General features: G+C 60.9%; 21 protein-coding genes and 1 pseudogene. 16 read left to right on the forward strand and 6 right to left on the reverse strand.

Annotated features, from left to right (window positions below):
- Nucleotides 1–80 precede the first annotated feature (80 nt).
- From ACVNHC_RS18970 to ACVNHC_RS19000, 7 genes are all read left to right on the forward strand, one after another.
- Nucleotides 81–731 carry a TetR/AcrR family transcriptional regulator gene (locus tag ACVNHC_RS18970; RefSeq protein WP_457168720.1) on the forward strand — a complete coding sequence of 217 codons (651 nt, stop codon included), beginning with the start codon at nt 81–83 and terminating at the stop codon, nt 729–731.
- Nucleotides 732–983: 252 nt separating this feature from the next.
- On the forward strand, nt 984–2,006 hold the full coding sequence (locus ACVNHC_RS18975) for a LacI family DNA-binding transcriptional regulator (protein WP_050473777.1): 1,023 nt from the start codon (nt 984–986) through the stop codon (nt 2,004–2,006).
- Nucleotides 2,007–2,042: 36 nt separating this feature from the next.
- Nucleotides 2,043–2,993, forward strand: a complete 951-nt coding sequence (locus ACVNHC_RS18980; protein WP_058900988.1) for a substrate-binding domain-containing protein — start codon at nt 2,043–2,045, stop codon at nt 2,991–2,993.
- A complete protein-coding gene (locus ACVNHC_RS18985; RefSeq protein WP_050473775.1) occupies nt 2,990–3,808 on the forward strand; it encodes an ATP-binding cassette domain-containing protein in 819 nt (272 codons plus the stop codon). Before ACVNHC_RS18980 ends, ACVNHC_RS18985 begins: the two co-directional genes overlap by 4 nt.
- The gene (locus ACVNHC_RS18990; protein WP_050473774.1) at nt 3,805–4,806 is read left to right on the forward strand and encodes an ABC transporter permease; all 1,002 of its coding nucleotides are present in this window, start codon (nt 3,805–3,807) and stop codon (nt 4,804–4,806) included. The genes ACVNHC_RS18985 and ACVNHC_RS18990 overlap by 4 nt, the downstream gene beginning before the upstream one ends.
- A gap of 5 nt (nt 4,807–4,811) precedes the next feature.
- Nucleotides 4,812–5,876 (forward strand): phosphotriesterase family protein, encoded by a 1,065-nt coding sequence (locus ACVNHC_RS18995; protein WP_058900986.1) that lies wholly within the window; start codon nt 4,812–4,814, stop codon nt 5,874–5,876.
- Nucleotides 5,877–5,905: 29 nt separating this feature from the next.
- The gene (locus ACVNHC_RS19000) at nt 5,906–6,676 is read left to right on the forward strand and encodes a glutamine amidotransferase (RefSeq protein ID WP_058901132.1); all 771 of its coding nucleotides are present in this window, start codon (nt 5,906–5,908) and stop codon (nt 6,674–6,676) included.
- Between the two features lie 31 nt (nt 6,677–6,707).
- On the opposite strand, the gene ACVNHC_RS19005 is transcribed toward ACVNHC_RS19000, so the two are convergent.
- The gene (locus tag ACVNHC_RS19005) at nt 6,708–7,619 is read right to left on the reverse strand and encodes a ribokinase (protein WP_122521729.1); all 912 of its coding nucleotides are present in this window, start codon (nt 7,617–7,619) and stop codon (nt 6,708–6,710) included.
- 25 nt (nt 7,620–7,644) lie between these two features.
- Between ACVNHC_RS19005 and ACVNHC_RS19010 the strand changes: the two genes are divergently transcribed.
- The 4 genes and pseudogenes from ACVNHC_RS19010 to ACVNHC_RS19025 all read left to right on the forward strand — a co-directional run bounded on the left by ACVNHC_RS19010 (nt 7,645) and on the right by ACVNHC_RS19025 (nt 10,177).
- Nucleotides 7,645–8,487, forward strand: coding sequence for a BtpA/SgcQ family protein (locus ACVNHC_RS19010; protein WP_058900984.1), 843 nt, complete (start codon nt 7,645–7,647; stop codon nt 8,485–8,487).
- Between the two features lies 1 nt (nt 8,488).
- The gene (locus ACVNHC_RS19015) at nt 8,489–9,133 is read left to right on the forward strand and encodes a TenA family protein (protein WP_457168724.1); all 645 of its coding nucleotides are present in this window, start codon (nt 8,489–8,491) and stop codon (nt 9,131–9,133) included.
- A pseudogene (locus ACVNHC_RS19020) lies at nt 9,134–9,334 on the forward strand (IS3 family transposase); the annotation flags it as partial.
- Nucleotides 9,335–9,856: 522 nt separating this feature from the next.
- The gene (locus ACVNHC_RS19025; RefSeq protein WP_457168726.1) at nt 9,857–10,177 is read left to right on the forward strand and encodes an RcnB family protein; all 321 of its coding nucleotides are present in this window, start codon (nt 9,857–9,859) and stop codon (nt 10,175–10,177) included.
- A 71-nt stretch (nt 10,178–10,248) separates the two neighbouring features.
- Here ACVNHC_RS19025 and ACVNHC_RS19030 read toward each other — a convergent pair whose 3' ends face one another.
- Nucleotides 10,249–12,351: a TonB-dependent receptor gene (locus tag ACVNHC_RS19030; RefSeq protein ID WP_457168728.1), complete on the reverse strand. Its 2,103-nt coding sequence runs from the start codon at nt 12,349–12,351 to the stop codon at nt 10,249–10,251.
- Nucleotides 12,352–12,692: 341 nt separating this feature from the next.
- Here ACVNHC_RS19030 and ACVNHC_RS19035 point away from each other — a divergent pair, with 341 nt between their 5' ends.
- The gene (locus ACVNHC_RS19035; protein ID WP_457168730.1) at nt 12,693–13,478 is read left to right on the forward strand and encodes an IclR family transcriptional regulator; all 786 of its coding nucleotides are present in this window, start codon (nt 12,693–12,695) and stop codon (nt 13,476–13,478) included.
- A 137-nt stretch (nt 13,479–13,615) separates the two neighbouring features.
- Here the strand turns inward: ACVNHC_RS19035 and ACVNHC_RS19040 are convergent, their stop codons facing one another.
- The 3 genes from ACVNHC_RS19040 to ACVNHC_RS19050 form a co-directional block, all read right to left on the reverse strand.
- Nucleotides 13,616–14,743, reverse strand: a complete 1,128-nt coding sequence (locus tag ACVNHC_RS19040) for a hypothetical protein (protein WP_457168732.1) — start codon at nt 14,741–14,743, stop codon at nt 13,616–13,618.
- 446 nt (nt 14,744–15,189) lie between these two features.
- Nucleotides 15,190–16,461 (reverse strand): NtaA/DmoA family FMN-dependent monooxygenase, encoded by a 1,272-nt coding sequence (locus ACVNHC_RS19045; RefSeq protein WP_457168734.1) that lies wholly within the window; start codon nt 16,459–16,461, stop codon nt 15,190–15,192.
- A 26-nt stretch (nt 16,462–16,487) separates the two neighbouring features.
- Nucleotides 16,488–17,279: an ABC transporter ATP-binding protein gene (locus tag ACVNHC_RS19050; RefSeq protein WP_186393033.1), complete on the reverse strand. Its 792-nt coding sequence runs from the start codon at nt 17,277–17,279 to the stop codon at nt 16,488–16,490.
- A gap of 172 nt (nt 17,280–17,451) precedes the next feature.
- On the opposite strand from ACVNHC_RS19050, the gene fepB reads away from it, so the two are divergent.
- The 4 genes from fepB (at nt 17,452) to ACVNHC_RS19070 (ending at nt 21,777) form a co-directional block, all read left to right on the forward strand.
- Nucleotides 17,452–18,432 (forward strand): Fe2+-enterobactin ABC transporter substrate-binding protein, encoded by a 981-nt coding sequence (gene fepB / locus ACVNHC_RS19055; protein WP_457168736.1) that lies wholly within the window; start codon nt 17,452–17,454, stop codon nt 18,430–18,432.
- Between the two features lie 89 nt (nt 18,433–18,521).
- Nucleotides 18,522–19,481: a FecCD family ABC transporter permease gene (locus tag ACVNHC_RS19060; protein WP_457168992.1), complete on the forward strand. Its 960-nt coding sequence runs from the start codon at nt 18,522–18,524 to the stop codon at nt 19,479–19,481.
- A 7-nt stretch (nt 19,482–19,488) separates the two neighbouring features.
- Nucleotides 19,489–20,526, forward strand: coding sequence for a FecCD family ABC transporter permease (locus ACVNHC_RS19065; protein WP_457168738.1), 1,038 nt, complete (start codon nt 19,489–19,491; stop codon nt 20,524–20,526).
- A 75-nt stretch (nt 20,527–20,601) separates the two neighbouring features.
- Nucleotides 20,602–21,777 carry a trans-sulfuration enzyme family protein gene (locus ACVNHC_RS19070; protein WP_457168740.1) on the forward strand — a complete coding sequence of 392 codons (1,176 nt, stop codon included), beginning with the start codon at nt 20,602–20,604 and terminating at the stop codon, nt 21,775–21,777.
- A gap of 147 nt (nt 21,778–21,924) precedes the next feature.
- On the opposite strand, the gene ACVNHC_RS19075 is transcribed toward ACVNHC_RS19070, so the two are convergent.
- A complete protein-coding gene (locus tag ACVNHC_RS19075) occupies nt 21,925–23,439 on the reverse strand; it encodes an ABC transporter substrate-binding protein (protein WP_457168742.1) in 1,515 nt (504 codons plus the stop codon).
- Nucleotides 23,440–23,454 lie beyond the last annotated feature (15 nt).

Below are 23,454 nucleotides of genomic sequence, written 5' to 3' on the forward strand. Positions count from 1 at the left end.
TACTATTAATATGCGGCGTGGTAAGCGTCAAGGAGCGCGCCTGCCATCACACACTCCGGGAACCGATCTGGAAGGACATCATGACTGGACCTGCCTCTCCCCGCCCCCGCCGCGGCCGCCCCAAGGTCGCGGACGATCAGGAACAGCAGCGCCTCATCGTGGAGGCGGCCACGGCCCTGTTTCTCGCCAAGGGATATGGCAAGACCTCCATGACGGGCATCGCATCCGAAGCCCGCATGTCGCTCAGCACGATCTATCGTTTTTTCCCCGGAAAGGCGGACCTCTTTGCAGCCGTGGTGGCCAGCCACCGGGAAACCATGCTTGCCCTGCCCGGTGACTATGACGGCCTGCCTCTGGATGAGGCACTGGCCCGGATCTTTCATGTGAACCTCGATGCCGGGGCAGACCGGAAGCGGGAGGCCCTGATGACCATGTTTTTGAATGCCACCCGCCAGTTTCCCGAGTTGATGCCCATCCTGCATACGCACGGCCCGGAGCAATCGCACCAGCTTCTGGCCGGCTGGCTGCAGCGCCAGCACGATCTCGGGTTCGCCAAGGTCGATGATGCCGGGACCGCTGCCATGATGATCATGGACACGGCCTTCGGCGCAGTCGCACACAAGGCCCCGGACGCACCGCACTGGCCCGGAAGACAGGACCGGGCCCTGTACCTGCGCCGCTGCTTCAGGATGCTCGCCCGCGGTTTGGCCCCGCGGGAGGGGGAAAAGTAACCAGCCGCCGCACGGGTTTGACCAGCTCCCGAGTACTCAAGCTCACCGGGAGCTTGTCTCAAGTGCAGGCGCTTGCCAACACAACGGCTCATGCTCGCAAACGGGAAAATTCGCCCAAAAAAGAAGCCGCCGCCTCAGCGCATCCTTCAAATTTATTCTTGACAAGCGCAAAGCCGGTGGCACTGTAAAGCGGTTTAGTAAAACGCTTTACTAAACCGCTTTATCTGATCGGCAAAAGGGGTGATGAACGGAATGGCGAAGACGGGAGCGGCAAGCCTGAAGGATGTGGCGGAAGCCGCCGGCGTTTCGGTGGCAACAGTCTCCCGCCTGCTCAACGGCACGCTCCAACTGCCCCCCGAGACCAGGGAGCGGATTGAAACTGCGATCCGCGAACTGCGCTACGAACCCAATCCCCATGCGCGGCGCCTCAGCCGCGGCCGCTCTGATACAATTGGTCTCGTCGTTCCGGATATCGCCAACCCATTCTTCGCAACCCTTGTTGCTGCAGTGGAGCAGGAAGCCGACAAGCGCGGGCTGTCGCTGTCGCTGCATGTCACGCTCAATCGTCCCGGGCGCGAGATCTCCTATGTGACGGCACTCGCCCGCAATCATGTTGACGGACTGATCTTTGTGACCAATCACCCCGACGATGGCGTTCTGGCCGGTCTGATCAATCAGACTGGAAAAGTCGTGATCGTCGACGAAGATGTGCCCGACGCTGTGGTCCCAAAGCTCTTCTGTGACAACGAGGAAGGCGGATATCTGGCGGGGCGTCACCTTGCCGAACATGGTCATCGGCGAATTCACTATATCGGTGGCCCGCAGGACATGATCAGCACCCGCCGCCGCTACCGTGGGCTTCAGAGGGCGCTCGTTGAGACAGGTATGCCTTTCGACGTGACCCGCCACGAAGGGAGTTTCTCTGTCGAATTCGGCCGCGAGGCAGCCTGGCGCTTCATCGAAGAAGGAATGCCGGCGACCGCGATCTTTGCCAGCTCCGACGAGATCGCGATCGGGCTTGTTGAGGTCTTGCGAGCCCAGGGGGTCTCTATCCCGGATGAGATCTCGGTGATCGGCTTCGACGATGTCGGGCCTCTCCATCTTTTTTCACCGCCGCTCACTGCAATACGCCAGCCCGTAAGGGCACTTGGCGAGCGTGCGCTGGCGCTTCTTCTTGAAACGAATTGGCAGACTTCAGAAAGCCTGGCTTCCGAAGAATTGCTGCCTGTCGAAATCGTCGTGCGGCATTCCGTTGCACCGCCGGCGAAACCATAAAAGCAACGAAGCTGAACCTAACCAGAGGACAGGAACATGACACATCTTACACGCAGAGCAGTGACTGCTGCGCTTGCAGCGACGGCGTTTGCCGGCATTTCATTCGGCTCCACTGCCTATTCGGCCGAAAAGACCTTCGCGCTCGTTCAAATCAACCAGCAGGCGTTGTTCTTCAACCAGATGAACGAGGGTGCGCAAAAGGCTGCCGAAGCCGCCGGCGCGAAGCTCGTGATCTTCAACGCCAACAATGACCCTGCGGCACAAAACAGTGCCATTGAGACCTACATCCAGCAGAAGGTCGACGGTCTCGCGGTCGTCGCCATCGATGTCAACGGGATCATGCCGGCCGTCCAGCAGGCGGCAGCCGCCGGAATTCCTGTGGTTGCGATCGATGCTATCCTGCCTGAAGGGCCGCAGATGGCGCAGATCGGTGTCGACAACGCCAAAGCCGGTGCCGATATGGGCAACTTCTTCCTCGATTACGTCAAGAGCAGCATGGGCGGCTCTGTGAAGTATGGCGTCGTCGGCGCCTTGAACTCCGCGATCCAGAATGTCCGTCAGGAAGGGTTCGAGACCACGGTGAAAGCCGCCGAAGGTGTTACGACTGCTGGTGTCGTCGACGGCCAGAACGTTCAGGATACTGCACTCGCCGCAGCCGAGAACCTCATCACCGCAAATCCTGACATGACGGCCGTCTATGCGACCGGTGAGCCTGCATTGATGGGTGCCATCGCTGCTGTGGAGAGCCAGGGCAAGCAGGCTGATGTGAAGGTCTTTGGCTGGGATCTGACCGCACAGGCAATCGCCGGCATCGATGCAGGTTATGTCGCAGCCGTCATCCAGCAAGATCCGGCAGCCATGGGGGCCGCAGCGGTCGATGCGCTCAAGACGATCTCGGATGGCGGCACCGTGGAGAAGACGATCTCCGTCCCCATTGCCATCGTCACCAAGGAAAACGTCGAACCCTACCGGGCCATCTTCAAATGATCTCTGACAGACAGCACCCAACCGCTGTCGCAGGGTCGGGGGGAGGAGAAATCCTCCCCCATCGGTCCGGCGAAAGCGCTGTTCGCCAGCCCCGTATCTCATTGCAGGGCATCCGCAAAAATTTCGGATCGCATCAGGCCTTGCGCGGCGTCGATCTCGATATCTATCCCGGCGAGTGCTTAGGCCTGGTCGGTGACAATGCAGCCGGAAAATCGACCCTGACCAAGGTGATTTCTGGGACCTATATCCCGGATGACGGGACGATCACCGTCGACGGCACAAAGGTTCAATTCAGTGGACCTGCCGATGCGCGTGATCGGAACATCGAGATGGTGTTTCAGGACCTGAGCCTTTGCGATCATATCGATGTCGCCGGCAACCTGTTTCTCGGACGAGAACTGACGAAGGGTCTGTTCCTCGATCGGGCCAGAATGATGAGCCAGGCTCGAGAGATGCTTGATGCGCTGGAAATTCGGATCCCAAGGCTCAACGCTAAGGTAGAGAAGCTGTCGGGCGGCCAGCGCCAGGCAATTGCAATCGCGCGGGCGGCGTCTTTCAACCCCAAGGTCTTGATCATGGATGAGCCGACATCGGCTCTGGCCGTGGCTGAGGTCGAGGCCGTGCTCAATCTCATAAACCGGGTCAAGGCAAAGGGTGTTTCCGTCATTTTGATCACGCACCGTTTGCAGGATCTCTTCCGTGTCTGTGACCGGATCGCCGTCATGTACGAAGGCACCAAGGTTGCTGAACGCAACATCGCCAACACGGACCTCCAGGACCTCGTACAACTGATCGTCGGAGGGCAGAAACATTGACTGCTTACACTGAACGCGCGTCAGGATCGCCGATCGCCGACTTTATATCTGAACACGCGCAGGTGATGTCGATCACCGTATTCTTTGTTGCGTGCTTCGTATTCTTTTCAGCCATGTCAGAGACATTCATGACATTCGGCAACATCTTGAATGTTGTTCGACAAGCTGCGCCCATTCTGATCGTAGCGATTGCCATGACGCTGGTGATCATCACCGGCGGCATTGATCTGTCGGTGGGCTCGCAGGTGGCCCTGGTCAACGCCGTTGCCGCAATCTTGCTTGCCATGGGCTATCCGTGGCCGTTGGTTCTGGCGGGGATGGTCGCCTTCGGAGCCCTGCTCGGCATCGCGCAGGGCTGGTTCATCGCCTATCAGGGCATCCCGGCCTTCATCGTGACACTGGCCGGTCTCTCTATACTGCGAGGTTTTGCACTCTGGCTCACCCAAGGGTATTCAATCCCGATCAAGGACGCGCCAGGCTTCTTCTGGCTTGGTCGTGGCGAACTTTTCAGCATCCCGGTTCCCGCACTGATCGCGGTGCTTGTGGCCGTGATCGGCTATATCATCATCGCTTATACCAAGTATGGCCGGCAGGTGGTCGCTGTCGGCTCCAATCTTGAAGCGGCGCGGCGTGTCGGCATGCCGGCAAAATGGATCGTTGCCTCCGTCTACATGGTCTCCGGCATCGCTTGCGCTCTGGCGGGGCTTTTGATCGCCGCACGGCTTGGCTCAGGGTCATCCAATGCTGCCGTTGGGTTCGAATTGCAGGTTATCGCAGCCGTGGTTCTCGGTGGCACATCCTTGATGGGTGGACGCGGGAGCATTCTGGGCACGGTTCTCGGCACGTTGACCATTGCCGTCATCGGGAACGGCCTGATCCTGATGCATATCTCGCCGTTCTTCACGCAGATTGTTACTGGTGCCATCATTCTCGTGGCCATCTGGCTCAACACCAAGATCTTCACAACCAACTTTCGGTTCGGTGCAAAAGCGAGGTGACGGCAATGAGCGAATTATCTGAAGCGCATACCCGCTCGGCGAAGGTCATGACGGTGACTGGCGCCATTCCGGCCTCAACGCTCGGTGTCACCCTGATGCACGAGCATATCCTCAATGATTGCCGATGCTGGTGGCACGCTCCCAAGACGCCAGAACGCCAATATCTGGCCGACAGCTTTGTCTGCATCGAGATCCTTTCCGAACTGCGGCAGGACCCCTTCGTCAACAAGCACAATATCACACTTGATGACGAGCCTCTGGCGATCGTTGAACTGAAGGACTTTGCCGCACATGGCGGCCGGACCGTCGTCGAGCCGACATGTCAGGGCATTGGGCGGGATCCCCAAGCGCTGCGGCGCATATCCAAGGCGTCGGGTCTCAACATCGTCATGGGTGCTGGCTACTATCTTGACTCGTCACATCCGGCCAAGGTGGCCGGCATGTCGATCGACCAGATCGCCGATGAGATCGTCCATGAGGCAACTGCCGGCGTCTATGGCACCGATATCAAGATCGGACTGATCGGTGAGATCGGCGTTTCCTCGGATTTTACCGCGCAGGAAGAGAAGTCACTGCGGGCAGCAGCGCGCGCGCAAAGGCGCGCGGGACTGCCGTTGATGGTGCATCTTCCTGGCTGGTTCCGCCTTGGGCACAAGGTGCTCGATATCGTCGAAGAGGAGGGGGCAGAGCTCCGTCATACCGTGCTCTGCCACATGAACCCCTCGCATGACGATCTGACCTACCAGCAGGAGCTCGCGATCCGTGGAGCCTTCCTGGAATACGACATGATCGGCATGGATTTCTTTTATGCCGACCAGCAGGTCCAGTGCCCGAGCGACGAGGAAGCTGCTCGCGCGATCGTCAAGCTCATCGAGAAGGGGCTCATCGATCGTATTCTGCTCTCCCACGATGTCTTCGTGAAGATGATGCTCACCCGCTATGGCGGCAATGGATACGCATACATCCTCAAGCATTTCCTGCCGCGGCTCAAACGTCACGGCCTGAGCGATCACCAGCTCCATATCCTCATGCGTGACAATCCGCGATCGGTCTTCGAGGCGGCGGCCTGATCCACAGACGACAAACCATGGAAGAAAATATGACAAAGAAAGTTCTACTCGTCGGCGAGAGCTGGGTCAGTTCGGCCACCCATTACAAGGGGTTTGACCAATTTGGCAGCGTGACGTTTCATCTCGGCGCAGAGCCGCTGGTCAAGGCGCTTGAGGGCAGTGAGTTCGATCTGACCTACATGACTGCCCATGATGCAGTGGAGAAATTTCCCTTCGAGATGGAGGGACTTGACGCCTATGACGTGATCATCCTGTCGGACATCGGCGCCAACTCCTTGTTGCTGCCGCCAGCAGTATGGCTGCATTCCAAGACCGTGCCGAACAGGCTGAAGCTGATCAAAGCATGGGTTGAAAAAGGCGGAGGCCTGTTGATGGCCGGCGGCTATTTTTCCTTCCAGGGTATCGACGGCAAGGCTCGCTGGCGCCGCACGCCGGTCGAAGACGTGCTTCCTGTCACGTGCCTGCCCTATGACGACCGTGTCGAGATCCCGGAGGGAACGGGGGCCATCATCGTCAAGAAAGACCATCCGGCGGTTGCCGGGATGGAGGGGGATTGGCCCCTCCTTCTCGGCGTCAACGAGGTCGAGGTGCGGGACCGCGCCGATGTCGAGGTGATCGCTTGTCTGCCTGACGAGCAAGGCAGCCATCCTCTACTTGTCACGGGCAAGTTCGGCAAGGGAAGAAGCGCTGCCTGGACGTCCGATATCGGTCCCCACTGGCTGTCACCCGAATTTTGCGAATGGGAGGGCTATGGCCGGCTGTGGAAGAACATCCTGGGCTGGCTTACCGAAAAGGGTTGAGAAGGCTGCAGCTCGTGAAGGCGGGCGGGTTTCAGTGCGCCAGGATGGCCCGCATTTCTTCACTGGTCGGGAAGGCCGAACGCGTCCCGCGGCGGCTGACGGTTAACGCCGAAGCCGCTGCAGCATGGCTGATGGCGCGATTGTCGAGTTCGACGCCGCGCAGGGCTGCCGATGCGAGGGCTACCGCCATAAAGGTGTCGCCAGCACCGGTGGTGTCGATGGCCTTGGCAGGAACAGCCGGTATGGCCGCAATCGGTTCATTCTGGCGCGCAAGGAGCGCGCCATCGCCGCCGAGCGTCAATACAACGTGGCGGACGCCCGATCGGAGCAGCCATTCGGTGGCAGCACCATTCGAAGAACCGGTGAGGTTCTCTGCTTCTCCCCGGTTCAAGAACACGATGTCGATCAAGGGCCAGAATGCCGCGAAATACGGTCTGAGCGGCGAGGGGTTGAAGGCGGTGACCAGCTTTCGACGGCGGGCTTCCTGCAGCAGGCCAAGGGTGGTCACCTCGCTGAGGTTCCCCTGCAGGACCACAAGGTCTCCGGCCTTGGCACCTTTGAGGGCAGCGATGGCTTCTTCTGGAGCCAATGAGCCTGCTGAATCGGTGGTGGTCACGATGGCGTTTTCGCCGTCGGGGGTCGTGAAGATGATGGAAAAATCGCTGGAGCGGCCGGCCAAGCTGATGAGCTTGGTCTCGACTGGCTCCAGTGCCAGTTGATTGCGAATGGTCTGGGCGCGGAAATCCTCGCCCACGGCTGAGACCAGGGTGGTTGGCAAGCCCGTGCGGCCCATGACCACTGCCTGGTTTGCACCTTTGCCGCCAAGGTCACGCGTTTCCTCGCGGCCGAGGATAGAAGCCCCGGCTTCCGGCATGGCCGAAACGGATATGGTCTCGTCGACAGCGACGTTACCGATCACATGAGCACGAACATTGGCAGTCATTACTGGCCTTCGGAAGGAAATGAAAATGCAGACGATTTCGGATAACAATTCAAGCGCCATAAGGGAAATATTCGGCACTGACAAGGCGCTGATCGGGATGATCCATTGCGCGCCTTTTCCGGGGGCGCCCCGTTACCGGGGAACGTCAGTCGACGCAATCTACGATGTGGCGATGCGCGATGCCAAAGCGCTGATCGAAGGCGGCTTCCACGGCCTGATCATCGAAAATCACGGCGATATTCCCTTCTCGAAGCCTGAGGATATCGGACCTGAAACATCCGCCTTCATGTCGGTCGTCGCCGATCGCATCGGGCGCGCGACAGGTGTTCCCATGGGCATCAATGTGCTTGCCAACGCCCCGATCCCGGCTTTCGCCATTGCCATGGCCGGTGGCGCACGCTTCATCCGCGTTAATCAATGGGCCAATGCCTATGTCGCCAATGAAGGGTTCATGGAAGGCCGTGCGGCCGAAGCGATGCGGTATCGTTCGGCTTTGCGTGCCGAGCACGTGAAAGTCTTTGCCGACAGCCACGTCAAGCACGGCGCCCACGCCATTACCGCCGATCGCAGTATTGAGGAACTGACCCGTGACCTCGCCTTCTTCGATGCCGACGTCATTATCGCTACAGGTCAGCGGACAGGAAATTCTGCGACTGTCGAGGAGATCGAGACCATCGGTGCGGCAACGCATCTGCCTCTGTTGGTCGGTTCCGGTGTCACCAAGGACAACATCCTGGAGATCCTGAAGCGGACCAATGGGGTGATCGTCGCCTCCTCACTGAAGGAAGGGGGCGTCTGGTGGAACCCGGTTGACCCTGCGCGGGTCAAGGCTTTTGTCGCGGCGGCACGTCCTGGTCTGGAAGCCTGACATGGATGAGACGCTTTCTGAGCAGATCCTGCGTGAAAACGCTGAAGTCCTGGATGCGATGCTTGGCCATCGCTTCGTTGAGGACATCAAGGCTGACCGGCTTCCGGCCGATGTCTTCGATCGCTATCTCGTCTTCGAAGGCGCTTTTGTCGACACCGCAATCTCGATCTTCGCCTTTGCCGCTGCGAAAGCGGACACGATGGTGCAAAAGCGTTGGTTAATCAGCGTTCTCGATGCGCTCGCCAACCAGCAGATTGCCTATTTCGAGAAGACTTTCGAAGCGCGTGGCATCGTTCTTCGAGACTTCAACCATGCGATCCCGGAAGTGGCCGCGTTTCAGGATGGCATGCTGGCGATCGCGAGAGATGGCGGTTACCTCGACACGGTGGCGGCGATGTTTGCAGCCGAGTGGATGTACTGGACATGGTCGAAGGCAGCGGCAGAGCGGCATATCAGCGATGCCTTGCTGAAAGAGTGGGTGGACCTGCATGCCCATCCGGATTTTGCGGCTCAGGCACTCTGGCTGAAAGCTGAGTTGGATAGAGCAGGAGGGGACATGAGTGACGCCGAGCGAACACGGCTGAGTGCCATCTTCGGCCGGGCCCTGTCGCTTGAGATTGCTTTCCACGACGCGCCTTATCTATGAGTCTGGGATAATGCTTCGATGGAGAGCTTCTTCTCGCCGCTGAAAACCGAGCGGACAGCCCGCAAGGTCTACAGGACGAGGGATGACGCCGGGGCCGATGTGTTCGATTACATCGAGCGCTTCTACAATCCCCGGCGACGGCACTCGACACTGGGCTATATGAGCCCCGTCGAGTTCGAGGAGAAAGCTATGTTAGCTTAACCCCCTGTCCGGAAAACCGGCAGAAGACCATTGATCCCAAACACAGCCGTTAGTTGACCGGGCAACTGCATCAGGCAGGGATTCCGGTTTGAGCACTCCCTCATTGGCAAATAATCTGAGCACGCAACCGTCGTTGGCAAGTACCTGCAATCAAGTGTCCGGCTCGACGCAATACCGCCCACGCTGGTGTTGAAGCAGGTCTTTTTTGCAGAACCGCACGTTTTCTGAATGTATCTATAGCCGCCAAACGCCCTGCCTGAGGACGAATTTCTTCTGGACAATCAGATGAGTCACGGCAGAAAGCTCAAGGCTTTTGCCGCGGAAAATTTCAAAAAACATATATAAATCAATTATATAAATAAAATCCGGCGGGCTGTTCCATGCCATCCTGACCGATCATCGCAATTCTTGCTCAATGCTCACAGCATTGCCAGATTTGCCGGACAGATTCTGCAATCGACAAACTGAAAGGGATTGCCACGCATGAGAAAACTTACCCCCTTTATTCTGGCTCTCAGCCTCGTGACCGGCATTCCGGCCGTCCATGCCCAGAACACGACCCAGCAGAAGAAACCACTGCTGCAAGAGGGGAAGATGCCGGAAAAGCCCGCAGCGAAGCAGGGCCAGTCCGTGCAGGGACAAAAGCAGAAGGCCCCGAAATTTGAAGTCAGAAAGGGGGGCAGGCTGGCCTCGCCGGAGCGTCATGCCGAGCTGCGGGACTACCGGAAGCGGGGTCTGAAGGCGCCCAGAAAGGACCAGCGCTGGGTGCTTTATGACGGCCAGTACCTGCTGATCGCGCCCAAAACCGGGTTGATCCTGTCCATCGTGCCCGCCCGCAGGTAATATCAGGCCCGCGCAAGGAACATGTCACCCGGCCTGCGGCGGCAGGCAGCAGGCCGGGTGGTGCAAACCCCTCAGAAGGTTCCCTTGATGCCGATGCCGAACATACGCGGCTCGGTCATGCTGGCTTCGGTGCCGCCGATGCCGCGGTTCTGCTGCATGTAGGTGGGTGAGCGCTCGTCGAAGACGTTCTTGACGTAGCCATAAAGCTGGAAGGCCTCGCGCAGCTGATAGGTTGCCCGCACGTCGGCCACCGTATAGGGGTCGATGGCATAGGCCGCCGTGTTGGCGGTGTCGGAGAAATAGCCATCGAGATGACGCACCTGACCGGAGAGGTTCAGCTTGTCCGTCACGTCCCAGCTCAGGCCGAAGGTCAGCATGTAGCCGGGTGACTTGGCAAACTCGTTGCCCTCATAGGATGCGTTGCTGGAAATCTCGTCGATCCGCGTCTTCAGCAGGCCCGCACTGGCGCGCAGCATCAGGTTGTCGAGAACCTTGTAATCCGCCCCCACTTCCAGACCATAGGAATGGGCCTTTTCGGCGTTGATCGTGTAGGACTGGGTAACGCCGGACGAAATCACAACCGGGATGTTGTACTGGGCGTTCTTCAGGTCGGAGTAGAACACGTTGCCGTTCAGCATCAGCCGGTTGTCCAGCAGGCTGGCGCGGGTGAACAGCTCGTAGTTCCAGGAGGTTTCCTCCTCGAAGGTCATCCACTTCCGGGCGCTGATGTTGAGCGAAACGCCGCCGGGATTGTAGCCCCGGCTGACCATGCCGCCCACGGTCCAGTCCGGCGTGACCGCATAGGCAAGGGTCGCCTTGGGCAAAACGGCCGTAAAGGTCTTGTCGAAATCGACCCGCGTGGGGGCATAGACGGAAAGGCCCTGACGCTGGATGATATCGTTCTGGAAGCGCAGGCCGCCCGTCAGCGTCAGCCGGTCCGTCATGCGGTAGCTGGTCTCACCGAAAATGCCGAGGTTCTGCTTGGTATCATCGAAGGTCGAAATGCCGCTCAGATAGAGGATTTCGTCCTGATCGCTGTGGGAATAGTAGATCCCGGCCATGCCGCTGATCACGTCTTCCTGATCGCCATATGTCACGCGCATCTCGTCGGACACGTTGGTCTGCCAGACGCCGGCATCGCCGTTGTTCACCACGCCCGTCGTGCGGTTGGCATAGGTGTCGGAGACATGGGCCTTGTTGAACACCTGCCAGCCGTTGCCGAAGTCATAGCCAAGGTCGAGCACGCCGTAATGGGTGTACTGATCCCAGGTCGGCATCGTCGTGGTGACGTGGTTCAGGTCCTTGTAAGGCGCTGACGCGGCTTCCTGGCTCGGCCGGTTGCTGAAGGTATAGGCATAGGTGAACTTGGCTGTCAGCCCCGGCAGTTCCTCAGGCTCCCACAACAGCTTGAAGCGCGTGTTGAAGGCCTCGAAGTTCTGGTTTGTGCCGTTGCCCTGGAAGCCGGAGTTCACATAGTCGATGAAGGTATCCCGCCCCGAATAGTCCACGGCAAGGCGCGCGGCGAGCTGATTGGCGATCAGCGGCCCGGACAGGACGGCAGAGGCACGGCGGGTGTTGTAGCTGCCAATCTCGGCCTGATAGGCGCCTTCCGGGGTGAAGGTCGGGTCCTTCGTATTGACGACAATGGCACCGGCAATCGCATTGGCGCCCTGCGACGTGGTCTGGGGCCCGCGGAACACCTCGATCGTGTTCACATCCCAGACCGAAGAGCTGCCGAAATAGAATTCGTTGTAGGTCAGATAGTGGCCGTCCACATTGATCGTCGCCCGGGGGACCGTGCCGGCGAAGAAGGCCGTGGCACCCGTGTTCGGCCCCTGCGTGTCCTGGCCGCGAATCACCGGCGCGCTGACGCTGTCGGGGAAGACGACATTCGGAACATCGGCGATCACTTCCGGCACGGTCGCGTCGCCCACCTTCTCCTTGTTGATTTTCTCGCTGTCCTCGACCGACACAGAGCTGGCCGTGTTCTTCAGGTCACGCTCGACCTTCTCGCCGGTGATGGTGATCTTCTTCAGCTCCGTCACCGCGCCATCGGCCTGAACAGCATCCTGAGCAGCATCTTGCGCGGCATTCTGCGCAACAGCCGGTGCGGCCACTAAAAGCGTCAGCGCAAGCAGGCTCACGCCATTGAGATAAAAACGGCTTCCAGACATCGAACGGCCCCGCCCAATTCTTGAGTTTGATACTCAGGTTGGATTAGCGCAGAAGGACAATGTTCCGCAATAGGGAATATGTTCCACAGTGCGGCATATCAAAGACTCTTGAAACAGAGTCACACTTCTGCAACAGGCATGGCAGGATGCATCGGGGACCCTGTCCCGGCGTAAGACCAGCTTTCGTTGAGCCCGCCTCATCAAGAGTTGGCCAAGCCCGTGCGGCACTTGAGCATTTTCAAGGCGTGATGCGTCAGCATCGAAAGCCCTGGTATAAGATTTCAGAGGTTGCGGCGCGGCACGAACGCAGCCATGAAGGACCGGTGAGGGAGGAGGACCGCATGACAGACGAGATGGAACTGCTGGATGAGGATGGTGGCAGCGCGGGCGCGAAGCGTTCGGGCACGATCCAGTCCGTATCCATCGCCTCCCGTTTTCTGCAGATCCTTGCGCAGTCCGATGGCGCCCTGCCCCTTGGCGAGCTGGCACGCCGCGCCAACACGGGCCGCTCGACGGCCCACCGCTACATGCAGAGCCTCGTGCTGGAAGGGCTGGTGTCACAGGACGCGGAAACCGGCTGCTATGACCTGGGCCCCGCCGCGCTGAACATCGGCGTCAGTGCCCTGCGGCGGATCAGCCCGGTGGATGTTACCGCCCGCCACATGCGGAGCCTGTCATCGCGCATCGCCGCCAGTTGCGGCGTCGCCATCTGGACAGACAGGGGGCCGACCATCGTCCAGTGGTACCGCAGCGCCGCCTTTTCCATCAGCACCGTGTCCCTGGGCGATGTGCTGCCGCTGGACAATTCGGCCTGCGGGCTGGTGTTTCAGGCCTATATGGATCCGGAGCGGATTGAAGCCGTGCGCAAGGTGCAGCCCGCTTCCTTCCGGGGCAAGCCGCCCCGCCCCGGCATTCTGGAGCAGATCCGCCGGGAAGGCGGCGCCGATCTGGACGAGCATCTGTTCTCCGCCCTCACCGGCAAGGCCGCGCCCGTGTTCAACGTGCATGGCGAAATCGCCTGCGTTGCCACCACCGTTTCCTTCGTCGAGCGGGCAGAAGCCGAACACCACCGCGACGCCCTGTTCACCGCCGCCCGGGACGCCACGCGGGACTCGGGCCGGATGTGAGTGAAGGGCCGGGTGCGGCAGCTGGAGACGGTGTTTCTGTACAGGGGTAGATTATTTATTTATCGGCAACGCATAATTTTTCCCAAGACGCTGACCGAGTTATCATAATTTGGATCGAGCACAGCACTGTCATGCATTTAATCTGCCCGGGCTTTTCCTTCTTGAGATCTCCATGATCTCTTCGAGAAGTACGCAATTGCCTTATCATCGAACAGGCAGGCTTCAATATTAAAAGCCGCCAACACGATGTCGTCCATTTCCCTAGCTTGATAGACTGTTGCGTAACGCGCTTCAAGTCTTTGCCGTTGCAAGTCGATAGTGTTCTTCCAATAATGGGTTCCTTGTAGGTCTTCATGTGTCTCAACGAAGCGGGCAAGTGGTCCCCCAACCTCCGATTCAACGAAGCCTGGACATGCGCAGCAAAACTCGTAGAGTTTCTCGTCACGGGTCGCGATCCATACATCATGCTCGACGATTCCAAACCAGAACTGCTCGCGAGAGTTATTCACGATATCAGCAACTGAAATCAGTTTTAGATCGTTAGCCCCGTTCAGTGCGATACGCTGCAGCTCTTGGACATGGGTCAAGCCTTTAGCTCCTCCCTTCTTCAGTTTCGTGAAGTTATTCACGATGGCAGATTTCCGTGTCCTGACTTCGTCAGTCATACCCTTTTCAGGAGCGAACACGTACCGCGCGATCGTCAGCTCCTTCAGACTGATGAGGTTTAGTACTTCCTCGCAGTAGTCGATGTAGAGCGTGAATTTTTCAAAACTGTCCAAACCATCGAGCCGATGAATAATATTCAAAGCCATCAGCGATGCATAAGAGCAGGCGATAATTTTCTGACGCTCCGGTAATAGCGCATTGAAGGTTTCTGGTTCAAAGTTTTCGCTGGCGAAAGGTAACTTGACTGAGTTGGGGTCATCCCGGAACTTGGGAAGGTAGTCTTTGCAAAATCTTTCGAATGCGGCCTCGACCGGAGCCCTTCGCCCGGGTGGGAGCTCCTGGTAGGCAACAGCAGGTGATATGGAAACGCCATATTTTGACGTCCTCACGATTAATCTCGCCAGATCTACAATACCCGCGTCTTTCAAGTCCTTGTGCCGCTGCGATCCATTATAAGCGATTTCAATCGTGAGCAGGATGTTGGTGTCGACCAGAACATTTGTCAGCCGTCGGTGCCGGTGGTTCTCCCGGATTACAGCTTCGTTAATCCTGATGATTTCGGGAGAGCTGGAAGAGGACTTGAAAATGTGTACGGTCATATTCTCTCTTTCGGCATTGGGCACTCACTCATCATGCTGGGTCGCCGTATATTTGCAACCGCTCGGCCACTACAAAACAACCTGAAGTTAATAGAGCGTGTCGTCTCTCTCCCCTTGAGGGCAGAGCTATCGCATATGGCGGAAATCTATTCCGCCTGCGCAAGTATCGAACGCTCAGTCCTTGCGAAGGGGAATTTTGGAAACCGGAAATGCGTTGCGGCGACAGATCCGAACCCAAAAATTCCATATGCGATAGCCCTACCTCAAGGGGGAGGGGAAATGAGAGGCCTCAGCCAGAGAAGCAAAACTCTGAAACTTCTTATCTTTTCCGGCCTCAAAGCAACGTCTGTGGCGTCTTCCTGCACGATATGTGCAGCCAGTAAACCCCTGGCGGACAGGGAGCTGAGACGCCGTGCCGGAATGACCAGATTGCAAGCCCCCACCAATCAGGCCGCCAGATGCTCCCGCAGAGTCTTGCCGGCATAATCCGTGCGGAACAGGCCCTTTGCCGCGAGGGCCGGGACCAGTTCCTCAAGGAACAGGCGGCAGGAGTCCAGTGAGCCGCCGGGAAGCGCGATGACGCCGTCGATCGCCCCGGCCTCGTGCCAGCTGATGATGTCGGCCATCACATCCTCCACCGTGCCGGCGGAAACCCAATGGGCCGAGCCCACCACTTCGGGACGGTCGAGCAGCTGGCCCAGTGTGGGTCGCTCGCGCTCGATGTAGCGGCGCAGCAGATCCGCATGGGTGCGGCTGCGCACCGGCTGATCCGGTTCGGGCAGCAGATCCGGCGTGATGACGGTTTGCAGATGATGGCCGGAGAGATCCGCGCCGAGAATCATCCGCACCGACTCGATCCTGTGCTCATGCGTCAGATGCGCATGGGCACGCCGGTGCATGGCCCAGGCCTCCTCCCGCGTTGGGGCGAGGAAAAAGTAAAGCCCCGGCAGCACCTTGATGGCATCGGGGCTGCGCCCGCAGGCCTCGGCCCGGGCCCTCAGATCAGCCCGCAGATCCAGCGCGGCGGCCATGTCGGGGGCGGCGGCAAAGGTGGCATCGGCGACCGAGGCCGAGAAGGCCCGGCCTGCGTCCGACGCGCCGGCCTGAAACAGCGGCGGGCTTCCGGCGGGATGGCCGGGCACATTGAGCGGCCCGGCGACGGAGAAGAACTCCCCCTCGTGCGCTGCCGGTGTCATCGGTTTTTCCCCGGTCAGCGCCTCATAGGGGAAACTGTCCCACAGCGCCCGCACCGCCTGCGTGCACTCGGCGGCCTTGCGGTAGCGCTCTTCCGGGGAGGGCATCGGGTCCGAGCCGAAGTTTTCCGCCCCCTCGATGGAGGTGACGATGTTCCACCCCGCCCGGCCATTGCTCAGCCAGTGCAGGGTCTGCATCTGGCGGGCAATGACATAGGGCGGGTTGAAGGTGGTGGAGGCGGTGGTGACAAGGCCGACACGGCTCGTCTCCCGCGCCAGTGCCGCCATCACCAGCGTCACGTCCAGACCCGGCATGGGGCGGCTGCGCCCCTTGCGCGGCATCACCCCCAGCGTATCCGGCTTGAAGATGAAATCGAGCTTCGCCCGTTCCGCGGCCTGCGCAAGCTCGATGCTCTGCGCCAGCGGATTGGCCACATGGCGTTCAAGGGCACCGGATTCCGGCTCCTGCCCGTTCATCCAGGTGCCTGTCAGGCAAAGTCCGATATGCATCTGCTTGCGGGTCATGGAGGTTCCTTGGGAAATCAGGGCTTTCAGGCGCCGTGGTGGCGGCCCTTCGGCACGATCAGCGGCGTGGCTGATATGGGGTCGGGAATGATGACGCAGGGCAGGCCGAAGACATCCTCGACCAGCTCGGGCGTCATGATATCGGCAGGCCTGCCTTCGGCGCGGATGCTGCCGCCGCGCATGGCGATCAGGTGGGTGGCATAACGGCAGGCATGGTTGAGGTCATGCAGCACCGCCAGAACCGTCCGGCCCTTGTGGTTGAGATCGGCCAGAAGGTCCATCAATTCGATCTGGTGGGCGATGTCGAGGAAGGTTGTCGGCTCATCGAGCAGGAGAATGGGTGTCTCCTGCGCCAGCACCATGGCAATCCAGACGCGCTGGCGCTGGCCGCCGGAGAGTTCATCGACGAGCGTGTCCGCAAGCGGTGAAACCCGTGTCGCCTCCATGGCCGCACCAACGGCTGCCTCATCCTCCCGCGACCATTGCCGCAGGAAGCTCTGATGCGGATAGCGGCCCCGCGCCACAAGATCGGCAACCGTAATCCCCGCCGGAGCCACCGGGCTCTGCGGCAGCAGGCCAAGGCGGCGGGCCACTTCCTTTGCCGGCAGCGAGGCGATGCTGCGCCCGTCCAGCACCACATCCCCGGCCAGCGGCTTCATCAGCCGCGCCAGAGCCCGCAGCAACGTGGACTTGCCGCAGGCATTCGGGCCGGCAATGACGGTGAAGGACCCGTCCGGCACCGAAACCGTCAGGTCTTTCGATACGGAGCGCTCTTCATAGGCAAGGGTCAGGGAGTTGGCATGCAGCCGGGACGTCATGGCTTTCCTTTCTGGCGGCCCCGCGGATGGGTGCCGAACGTATTGCATTGTGGAATGCGTTCTTCAATATGGACAAATACAAATACGGAGTATATGCCTCATATTTTATTAGGGCCACCTGCGCCAGCAGGCTGTATGGTGGCTGTATAACCCAGCAGACACCGGATGCCATATGACCAGTCTTACCACCCGGTTTGCCGCTCTCGCGGCTCTGGCCATTTCCCTCGCCCTGCCGCTTCAGCCCGCCCGCAGCGCCGGTGACTGGCCGCGCACCATTGCTCATGAAGGCGGGGACCTGGTGCTGGCTTCGGCCCCGCAGCGGATCGTGTCCACCACGCCCAGCCTCACCGGCATCCTGCTGGCGATGAATGCCCCGGTTGCCGCCAGCGCCGCCACCTCGCCCGGTCCCCTCACGGACAGCAAGGGCTTCTTCTCGCAGTGGGCAGCGGAAGCAGACACACGCGGGGTGGAGGTGCTTTACAGCAATCTGGCCTTCGATCTGGAGGCCGTGATTGGCAGCGCGCCGGATCTTGTGGTGGTTTCGGCAACGGGTGCCGACAGCGTGAAGGCCCATCTGGCCGAACTGCAGGCGCAGGACCTGCCGATCATCGTCCTCAACTATTCCAATCAGAGCTGGCAGGCGGTTGCGCGCCAGCTGGGTGAAGCCACCGGGCTGGAGGGGGAAGCGGAAGCAGCCATCCGGCGCTTCGATGCCATGGCGGCGCAAACGGCACAGGCCATCGTGCCGCCCGAAGGCAGCCTCAGCATTGTGGGCTACAACATCGGCGGCAGCTACTCCATCGGCAAGCCGGACAGTCCCCATGCACGGCTGCTTTCCTCCCTCGGCATGACTGTTTCGGGCCTGCCGGACAGCATGCGCGGACAGGTGACGCGCTCGTCCGACTTTGACCTGATCTCGCTGGAAAACCTGCCCGCCGCCATTCAGGGCGAAACCGTCTTCCTGCTGCGCGCAACGGACAAGGATGTAGAGGCTTTCCTCGCCGATCCCATTCTGGCCAACCTGCCTGCGGTGCGCAGCCGCCAGGTCTATCCCCTTGGTCCCTCCTCGCACCGCATCGACTATTATTCCGGGCAGGAGATCATGAGCCTGATCGCGGCCAGATTCGCCCGTCCCAGATTCACCACCCCATGAGTCTCGTGGCAGAGGGGACAGCGCCAGCCGCAGCAAGGCCGGACGCAGGCAGGCGAAGGCGCAGGATGTGGCTTGCGGCCTTGTTTGCCGTGCTTCTGCCGGGGGCCGTGGCCAGCCTGTTTGCCGGTTCGCGCCCGATGCCGCCCGCTGCCGTTCTGGAAGCCCTGCTGCGCTACAATGCGCAGAATGACCCGCACCTGATCATCTGGTCCCTGCGCCTGCCGCGCATGTGCGTTGCGCTCCTCACCGGCCTTGCCCTTGGCACCGCCGGCGCGCTGATGCAGGCGCTGACGCGCAATCCTCTGGCCGAGCCGGGGCTTCTGGGCATCAATGCGGGCGCTGCCCTTGCCGTCATGGCCGGCATCTCCCTCTTCGGGTTTGTCAGCATCTGGGAATATGTCTGGTTCGGCTTTGCCGGTGCGGGGCTCGCGGGCCTGGCCGTGTTCGCGCTGGGGCAGGCCCATGAAACGGGCACCAATCCCGTGCGGCTGGTTCTGGCCGGTGCGGGTCTTTCGGTCATGCTTGGCTCTGCCTCCTCGCTCCTCATCATCAACTCGCCGCCCGAAGTGCTGGACGGCTTCCGCAACTGGGCCGCAGGCTCCTTTGAAGGCCGCAGCCTCTCCGTTGCCACCGTGCTTGCACTGGCCACGCTTTGCGGTTTGCTGATCGCGCAGGTTCTGGCACCCGGCCTCAATGCGCTGGCGCTTGGCCGCGACACGGGCGAGGCGCTCGGGGTCAACACAAGGGCGCTGTTCACCGCCTCCTGCCTTGCCATCATGCTGCTGACAGGCGCGGCCACCGCCGCTGCCGGGCCCATCGGCTTCATCGGGCTCGTCGCGCCGCACATTGCCCGCAGCATCACCGGGCCGGATTACCGCTGGATCCTGCCGTTCTCGGGGCTGATTGCGGCCATCCTTCTCCTCGCTGCCGATGTGGCAGGCCGCCTGATTGCCATGCCTGCCGAAGTCGCCGCCGGCATCATCGCCTCCCTGGCCGGCGGGCCATTCTTCGTTGCCATCGTGCGGCGCCTGCGGCTGCGGCAGATGTGAAGCGCTGATGAAACCATCCACGCAGATCACCTTCCGCACCGGCCCGCTTTCGCTGCGCCTGCGCCCCCGCACCGCCGCCATCTGCGCCCTGCTGGCAGCCGCCGTCCTCGTCCTGATGCTGGCACTGCTGGCCACCGGCTCGCTGAAGATCAGCACGGCAGACATCGCCGCCAGCCTGCTGTCACCCGGCAGTGATCCTGCCGTGGACAGGATCATCCTGCGCCTGCGCCTGCCGCGCGTGCTCACCGCCATGCTTGTGGGCGCCGCGCTCGGCATGGCGGGCGCCATCTTTCAGTCCGTCTCGCGCAATGCGCTTGGCTCGCCGGATGTCATCGGCTTCACCACGGGGGCTGCCACCGGAGCCATCGTCCAGATCATCCTGTTCAACGCCGGGCCGGCTGAAACAGCCCTTGCCGCCGTGCTGTCGGGCATGGCAACGGCGGCGCTGGTCTTCGTCCTGTCGATGCGCGGGCGCAGCACCGGCAGCTACCGCCTCGTGCTCACCGGCATCGGCTGCGGTGCCATGCTCTCCGGCGTCAACACCGTGCTGCTGGTCATGGGGGATCTGGATCAGGCTGCCTCTGCGCAGCTATGGCTCGCCGGCTCCCTCAGCGCCCGCACCTGGGCGCATGTGCTGCCAGCCGCCGCCGGGGTTGCCCTCGCCGCCCCGGTGGCGCTGATCCATGCCCGGAGGCTCTCCCTGCTTGAAATGGGCGACGACACCGCCAGCCAGCTTGGCCTTTCAACGGAGCGGCTGCGCCTGACCATGATTCTGGCTGCCGTGGGACTGACCGCCATTGCAACGGCAGCGGCAGGCCCCATCGCCTTTATCGCCCTCGCCGCCCCGCAACTGGTGCGCCGGCTGACCCGTGCACCGGAAGTGCCGGTATTCTCTGCCGCACTCATGGGGATGGTTCTGCTGATGGCCGCCGACCTGCTGAGCCAGCGCCTGCCCTTCCAGATCAACATGCCCATCGGCCTGACGGCAGGCCTTCTCGGCGGCTTCTATCTGCTCTGGCTGCTCTCACGCAGCCGGACCGTTTGAAGCAGCGCCGCACCGGAAGCTGGACGGCCGCCACCGCGCCGTGGTTTTCTGCCCGCCGGAACAGGAGACCTGGCAATGCATGACATGACCCGCTGCGTGGTGAAGCCGGATGTGCGCGAGGAGGGCTTTGCAAGCCTCACCACGCCGGTGCACCGGGCGGCCACCATCGTCTTTGACACCGCGGAAGCCTTTGCAAGCCGCGGCGAGCGGGGGCTGGATGGCTACAGCTACGGCCTCCATGGCACGCCGACGACGCGGGCGCTGGAAGCACGGATCAACGCGCTGGAGGGCGGCTTCCACACCTTCCTCGCCCCCTCCGGACAGGCGGCCAATGCCTTTGCCATGCTGGCGGTGCTGAAGCCGGGGCAGAAGGTGCTCATCACCGAATCCTGCTATCCGCCGGTGCGGGTCTTCGCCCTGCAGGATCTTGCCCGCCAGTCCATCACCGTGGAATTCTTCGATCCGCTTTCCCTGCAGGATCTGGAAGCGCGGCTGACGCCGGAAACGGGGCTCGTCTGGTGCGAATCCCCCGGCTCCACCACCATGGAGGTGCAGGATATTTCCGCGATTGCCGCGCTCGCCCACCGCTCCGGCGCGCTGGTGGGGTGTGACAACACCTGGGCAACGCCGCTTCTGTTCAAGCCGCTGGCGCATGGCGCCGATATCGTCACCGAGGCGCTGACCAAATATTTCTCCGGCACGTCGGACATTCTCATGGGCTCCATCAGCGTGCGCGAACCGGCGCTGGCGCAGGAGCTGCGCAGCCAGTTCGGCCGTTATGGCGTCGGCGTATCGCCCGATGATGCCAGCCACATCCTGCGCAGCATGGAATCCATGCCCCTGCGCCTTGCCCATGCCGGACGGGTGGCGCAGGAGTTGGCCGCCCGCTTTGCCGCCGACGATCTGGTGGAAGCCGTGCTGCTGCCCTCGCGGCCGGAGTGCCCCGGCCATGACGTCTGGCAGCGGGACTTTGCCGGGGTCAGCGGCCTGTTCTCGGTGCTGTTCCGCCCTGAGGCCGCGGCGCATGTGGCCCCTGCTCTCAACGGCCTCATCACCTTCGCCATCGGCGCCTCCTGGGGCGGCAGCCGCAGTCTGATGGCCCCGCAGCCCATCCGCGAGGACCGGACCAGTCCCCGCTGGCAGCACACCCGCTCCGCCCTGCGCATCAGCACCGGCCTCGAAGACCCGCGTGACCTCATGGCCGACGTGGACGCGCTGCTGGAGAGGATCAGGGAGAAGACGGGTGGGTGAACCCGCCCCTGCCGCAAGTGGGGTGGGGCGGTGTTTCTCTCCGGCTGCCAGTCAGGCACCAACTCCTCTTCCCCCACGAGGGGGAACGGCTCGGACGCCGCACGGGCTTGAGCAAATCCCGATGCTCAAGCCCGTCAATGGCGTGTGTCAGTTCTTGACCGTGTCCTCGAGGAAGAACCGTCCGAGCGGGTTCTGATAGAAGTTCTCGATATTCTTCCGCGCAACATTGATGTAGGGGCTATAGTAAAGATCGATCCAGTGGACATCGTCCTTCGCCATCTTCTGGATCTCGATGTACATCTCTTCGCGCTTCTTCGGGTCAAGCTCAAGACGTGCGGCAGCCACAAGCGCCTTGACCGGATCGCTGGTGTAACGGGTCATGTAGTTCATGTTGGCATCATGCCCCAGAACGAAGGTCGTCTTCTGGTCCGGATCAAGGATATCGTTGGTCCAGTACATGACGGAAATGTCGTAGTCACCGGCAACCAGCATGTCCCAGCTTTGGCTGGGATCGACTTTCTGCAGGTTGACGGTCACTCCGGCCTTGGCCAGCTGCTGTTGCAGCAGAACGGCGATCTGCTCGTCCACTTCGCTGCCCGCATTGACGATGTAGTCCAGCGTCAGGCCGGAAGCCCCCGCCTCCGCCAGCATCGCACGGGCTTTTTCCGGGTCATACGGATAGCGGTAATTGTCCTCGTAGTGATAGAGTGACCCCCTGGGGATGTAGGAGTTGGCCACACTGCCGATGCCGAAGGTCACCGTATCGACAATCGCCTGCTTGTCGATGGCCATGTCGAGCGCCTGACGCACTTCCTTCTGGCCGAGAGCCCCATGCTCATGGTTGATCAGCAGATGGTCTTCCCGGGTTGAAGTCTCAATCAGAACATCGAGATTGGGATCCTTCTGCAGCTCCTCGACCCGCGAAAAGGGCACGAAGATCGCGGTATCGAGCTGACCGGCCTGCACATTCAGCATCCGGGTATTGTCATCCGGAACGGAAATCCATTCGACCCCATCGAGCTTCACCCGGTCTGCCTCCCAGAAATACGGGTTCTTTTCAAGGATCACCCGGTCACCGCGGCGCCACTCCTTGACAATGAAGGCACCGGAGGCCGCCGTCGGCATTTCACCGAACGCATCCTCGCCGGCCTCGACCGCTTTCTTCGACAGGACCGAGACATTCGGCAATGCAAGCGTCGAGAGGAAAGGCGCTGACGGCGTCTTCAGCTTGACGATGAGCGTCTTCGGGTCCGCCGCCTCGGCCGTATCAACGACCTGGTAGCTGTCACTCCACAGCGAGCCTTCGTTGTCGCGGATGCGCAGCAGGCTGAATGCCGCGTCTTCCGCCGTGACCGGCGAGCCGTCCGAGAATTTCGCATCACGGATCTTGAACGTATAGGTCAGGCCATCGCCGGACACAGTCCAGCTTTCCGCCAGCCCCGGCTCAAGCTTGGTGCCGGTCCTGTCCACCCGGATGAGCACGTCGAAAACGTTCGAGAACACCCAGTTGTCGACATTCTGCGCCGACTTGATCGGATCGAATGTGGTGGAGTCCTCCCGGCGGCCAATCGTCAGAACGCCGGCCGCATCTGCCAGGCTGGTGCTGAGGCTGAGGGCAGCGGCAAAGGCCGCCAGTCCGATGGATTTCCAATTCCTGATCATGGCATCGTTCCCTTC

This window comes from Pannonibacter sp. Q-1 (genome assembly GCF_054073275.1).

What these genes read in the sequence shown, in the direction of transcription:
- ACVNHC_RS18975 (WP_050473777.1), top strand. Translation starts at nt 984, where the DNA reads ATGGCGAAGACGGGAGCGGCAAGCCTGAAGGATGTGGCGGAAGCCGCC.
- ACVNHC_RS19015 (WP_457168724.1), top strand. Translation starts at nt 8,489, where the DNA reads ATGGATGAGACGCTTTCTGAGCAGATCCTGCGTGAAAACGCTGAAGTC.
- ACVNHC_RS19040 (WP_457168732.1), bottom strand. Translation starts at nt 14,743, where the DNA reads ATGACCGTACACATTTTCAAGTCCTCTTCCAGCTCTCCCGAAATCATC.
- ACVNHC_RS19030 (WP_457168728.1), bottom strand. Translation starts at nt 12,351, where the DNA reads ATGTCTGGAAGCCGTTTTTATCTCAATGGCGTGAGCCTGCTTGCGCTG.
- ACVNHC_RS19075 (WP_457168742.1), bottom strand. Translation starts at nt 23,439, where the DNA reads ATGATCAGGAATTGGAAATCCATCGGACTGGCGGCCTTTGCCGCTGCC.
- ACVNHC_RS18980 (WP_058900988.1), top strand. Translation starts at nt 2,043, where the DNA reads ATGACACATCTTACACGCAGAGCAGTGACTGCTGCGCTTGCAGCGACG.
- ACVNHC_RS19070 (WP_457168740.1), top strand. Translation starts at nt 20,602, where the DNA reads ATGCATGACATGACCCGCTGCGTGGTGAAGCCGGATGTGCGCGAGGAG.
- ACVNHC_RS19000 (WP_058901132.1), top strand. Translation starts at nt 5,906, where the DNA reads ATGACAAAGAAAGTTCTACTCGTCGGCGAGAGCTGGGTCAGTTCGGCC.
- ACVNHC_RS19065 (WP_457168738.1), top strand. Translation starts at nt 19,489, where the DNA reads ATGAAACCATCCACGCAGATCACCTTCCGCACCGGCCCGCTTTCGCTG.
- ACVNHC_RS19010 (WP_058900984.1), top strand. Translation starts at nt 7,645, where the DNA reads ATGCAGACGATTTCGGATAACAATTCAAGCGCCATAAGGGAAATATTC.
- ACVNHC_RS19035 (WP_457168730.1), top strand. Translation starts at nt 12,693, where the DNA reads ATGACAGACGAGATGGAACTGCTGGATGAGGATGGTGGCAGCGCGGGC.
- ACVNHC_RS19045 (WP_457168734.1), bottom strand. Translation starts at nt 16,461, where the DNA reads ATGACCCGCAAGCAGATGCATATCGGACTTTGCCTGACAGGCACCTGG.
- ACVNHC_RS18995 (WP_058900986.1), top strand. Translation starts at nt 4,812, where the DNA reads ATGAGCGAATTATCTGAAGCGCATACCCGCTCGGCGAAGGTCATGACG.
- ACVNHC_RS19050 (WP_186393033.1), bottom strand. Translation starts at nt 17,279, where the DNA reads ATGACGTCCCGGCTGCATGCCAACTCCCTGACCCTTGCCTATGAAGAG.
- fepB (WP_457168736.1), top strand. Translation starts at nt 17,452, where the DNA reads ATGACCAGTCTTACCACCCGGTTTGCCGCTCTCGCGGCTCTGGCCATT.
- ACVNHC_RS18970 (WP_457168720.1), top strand. Translation starts at nt 81, where the DNA reads ATGACTGGACCTGCCTCTCCCCGCCCCCGCCGCGGCCGCCCCAAGGTC.
- ACVNHC_RS19005 (WP_122521729.1), bottom strand. Translation starts at nt 7,619, where the DNA reads ATGACTGCCAATGTTCGTGCTCATGTGATCGGTAACGTCGCTGTCGAC.
- ACVNHC_RS18985 (WP_050473775.1), top strand. Translation starts at nt 2,990, where the DNA reads ATGATCTCTGACAGACAGCACCCAACCGCTGTCGCAGGGTCGGGGGGA.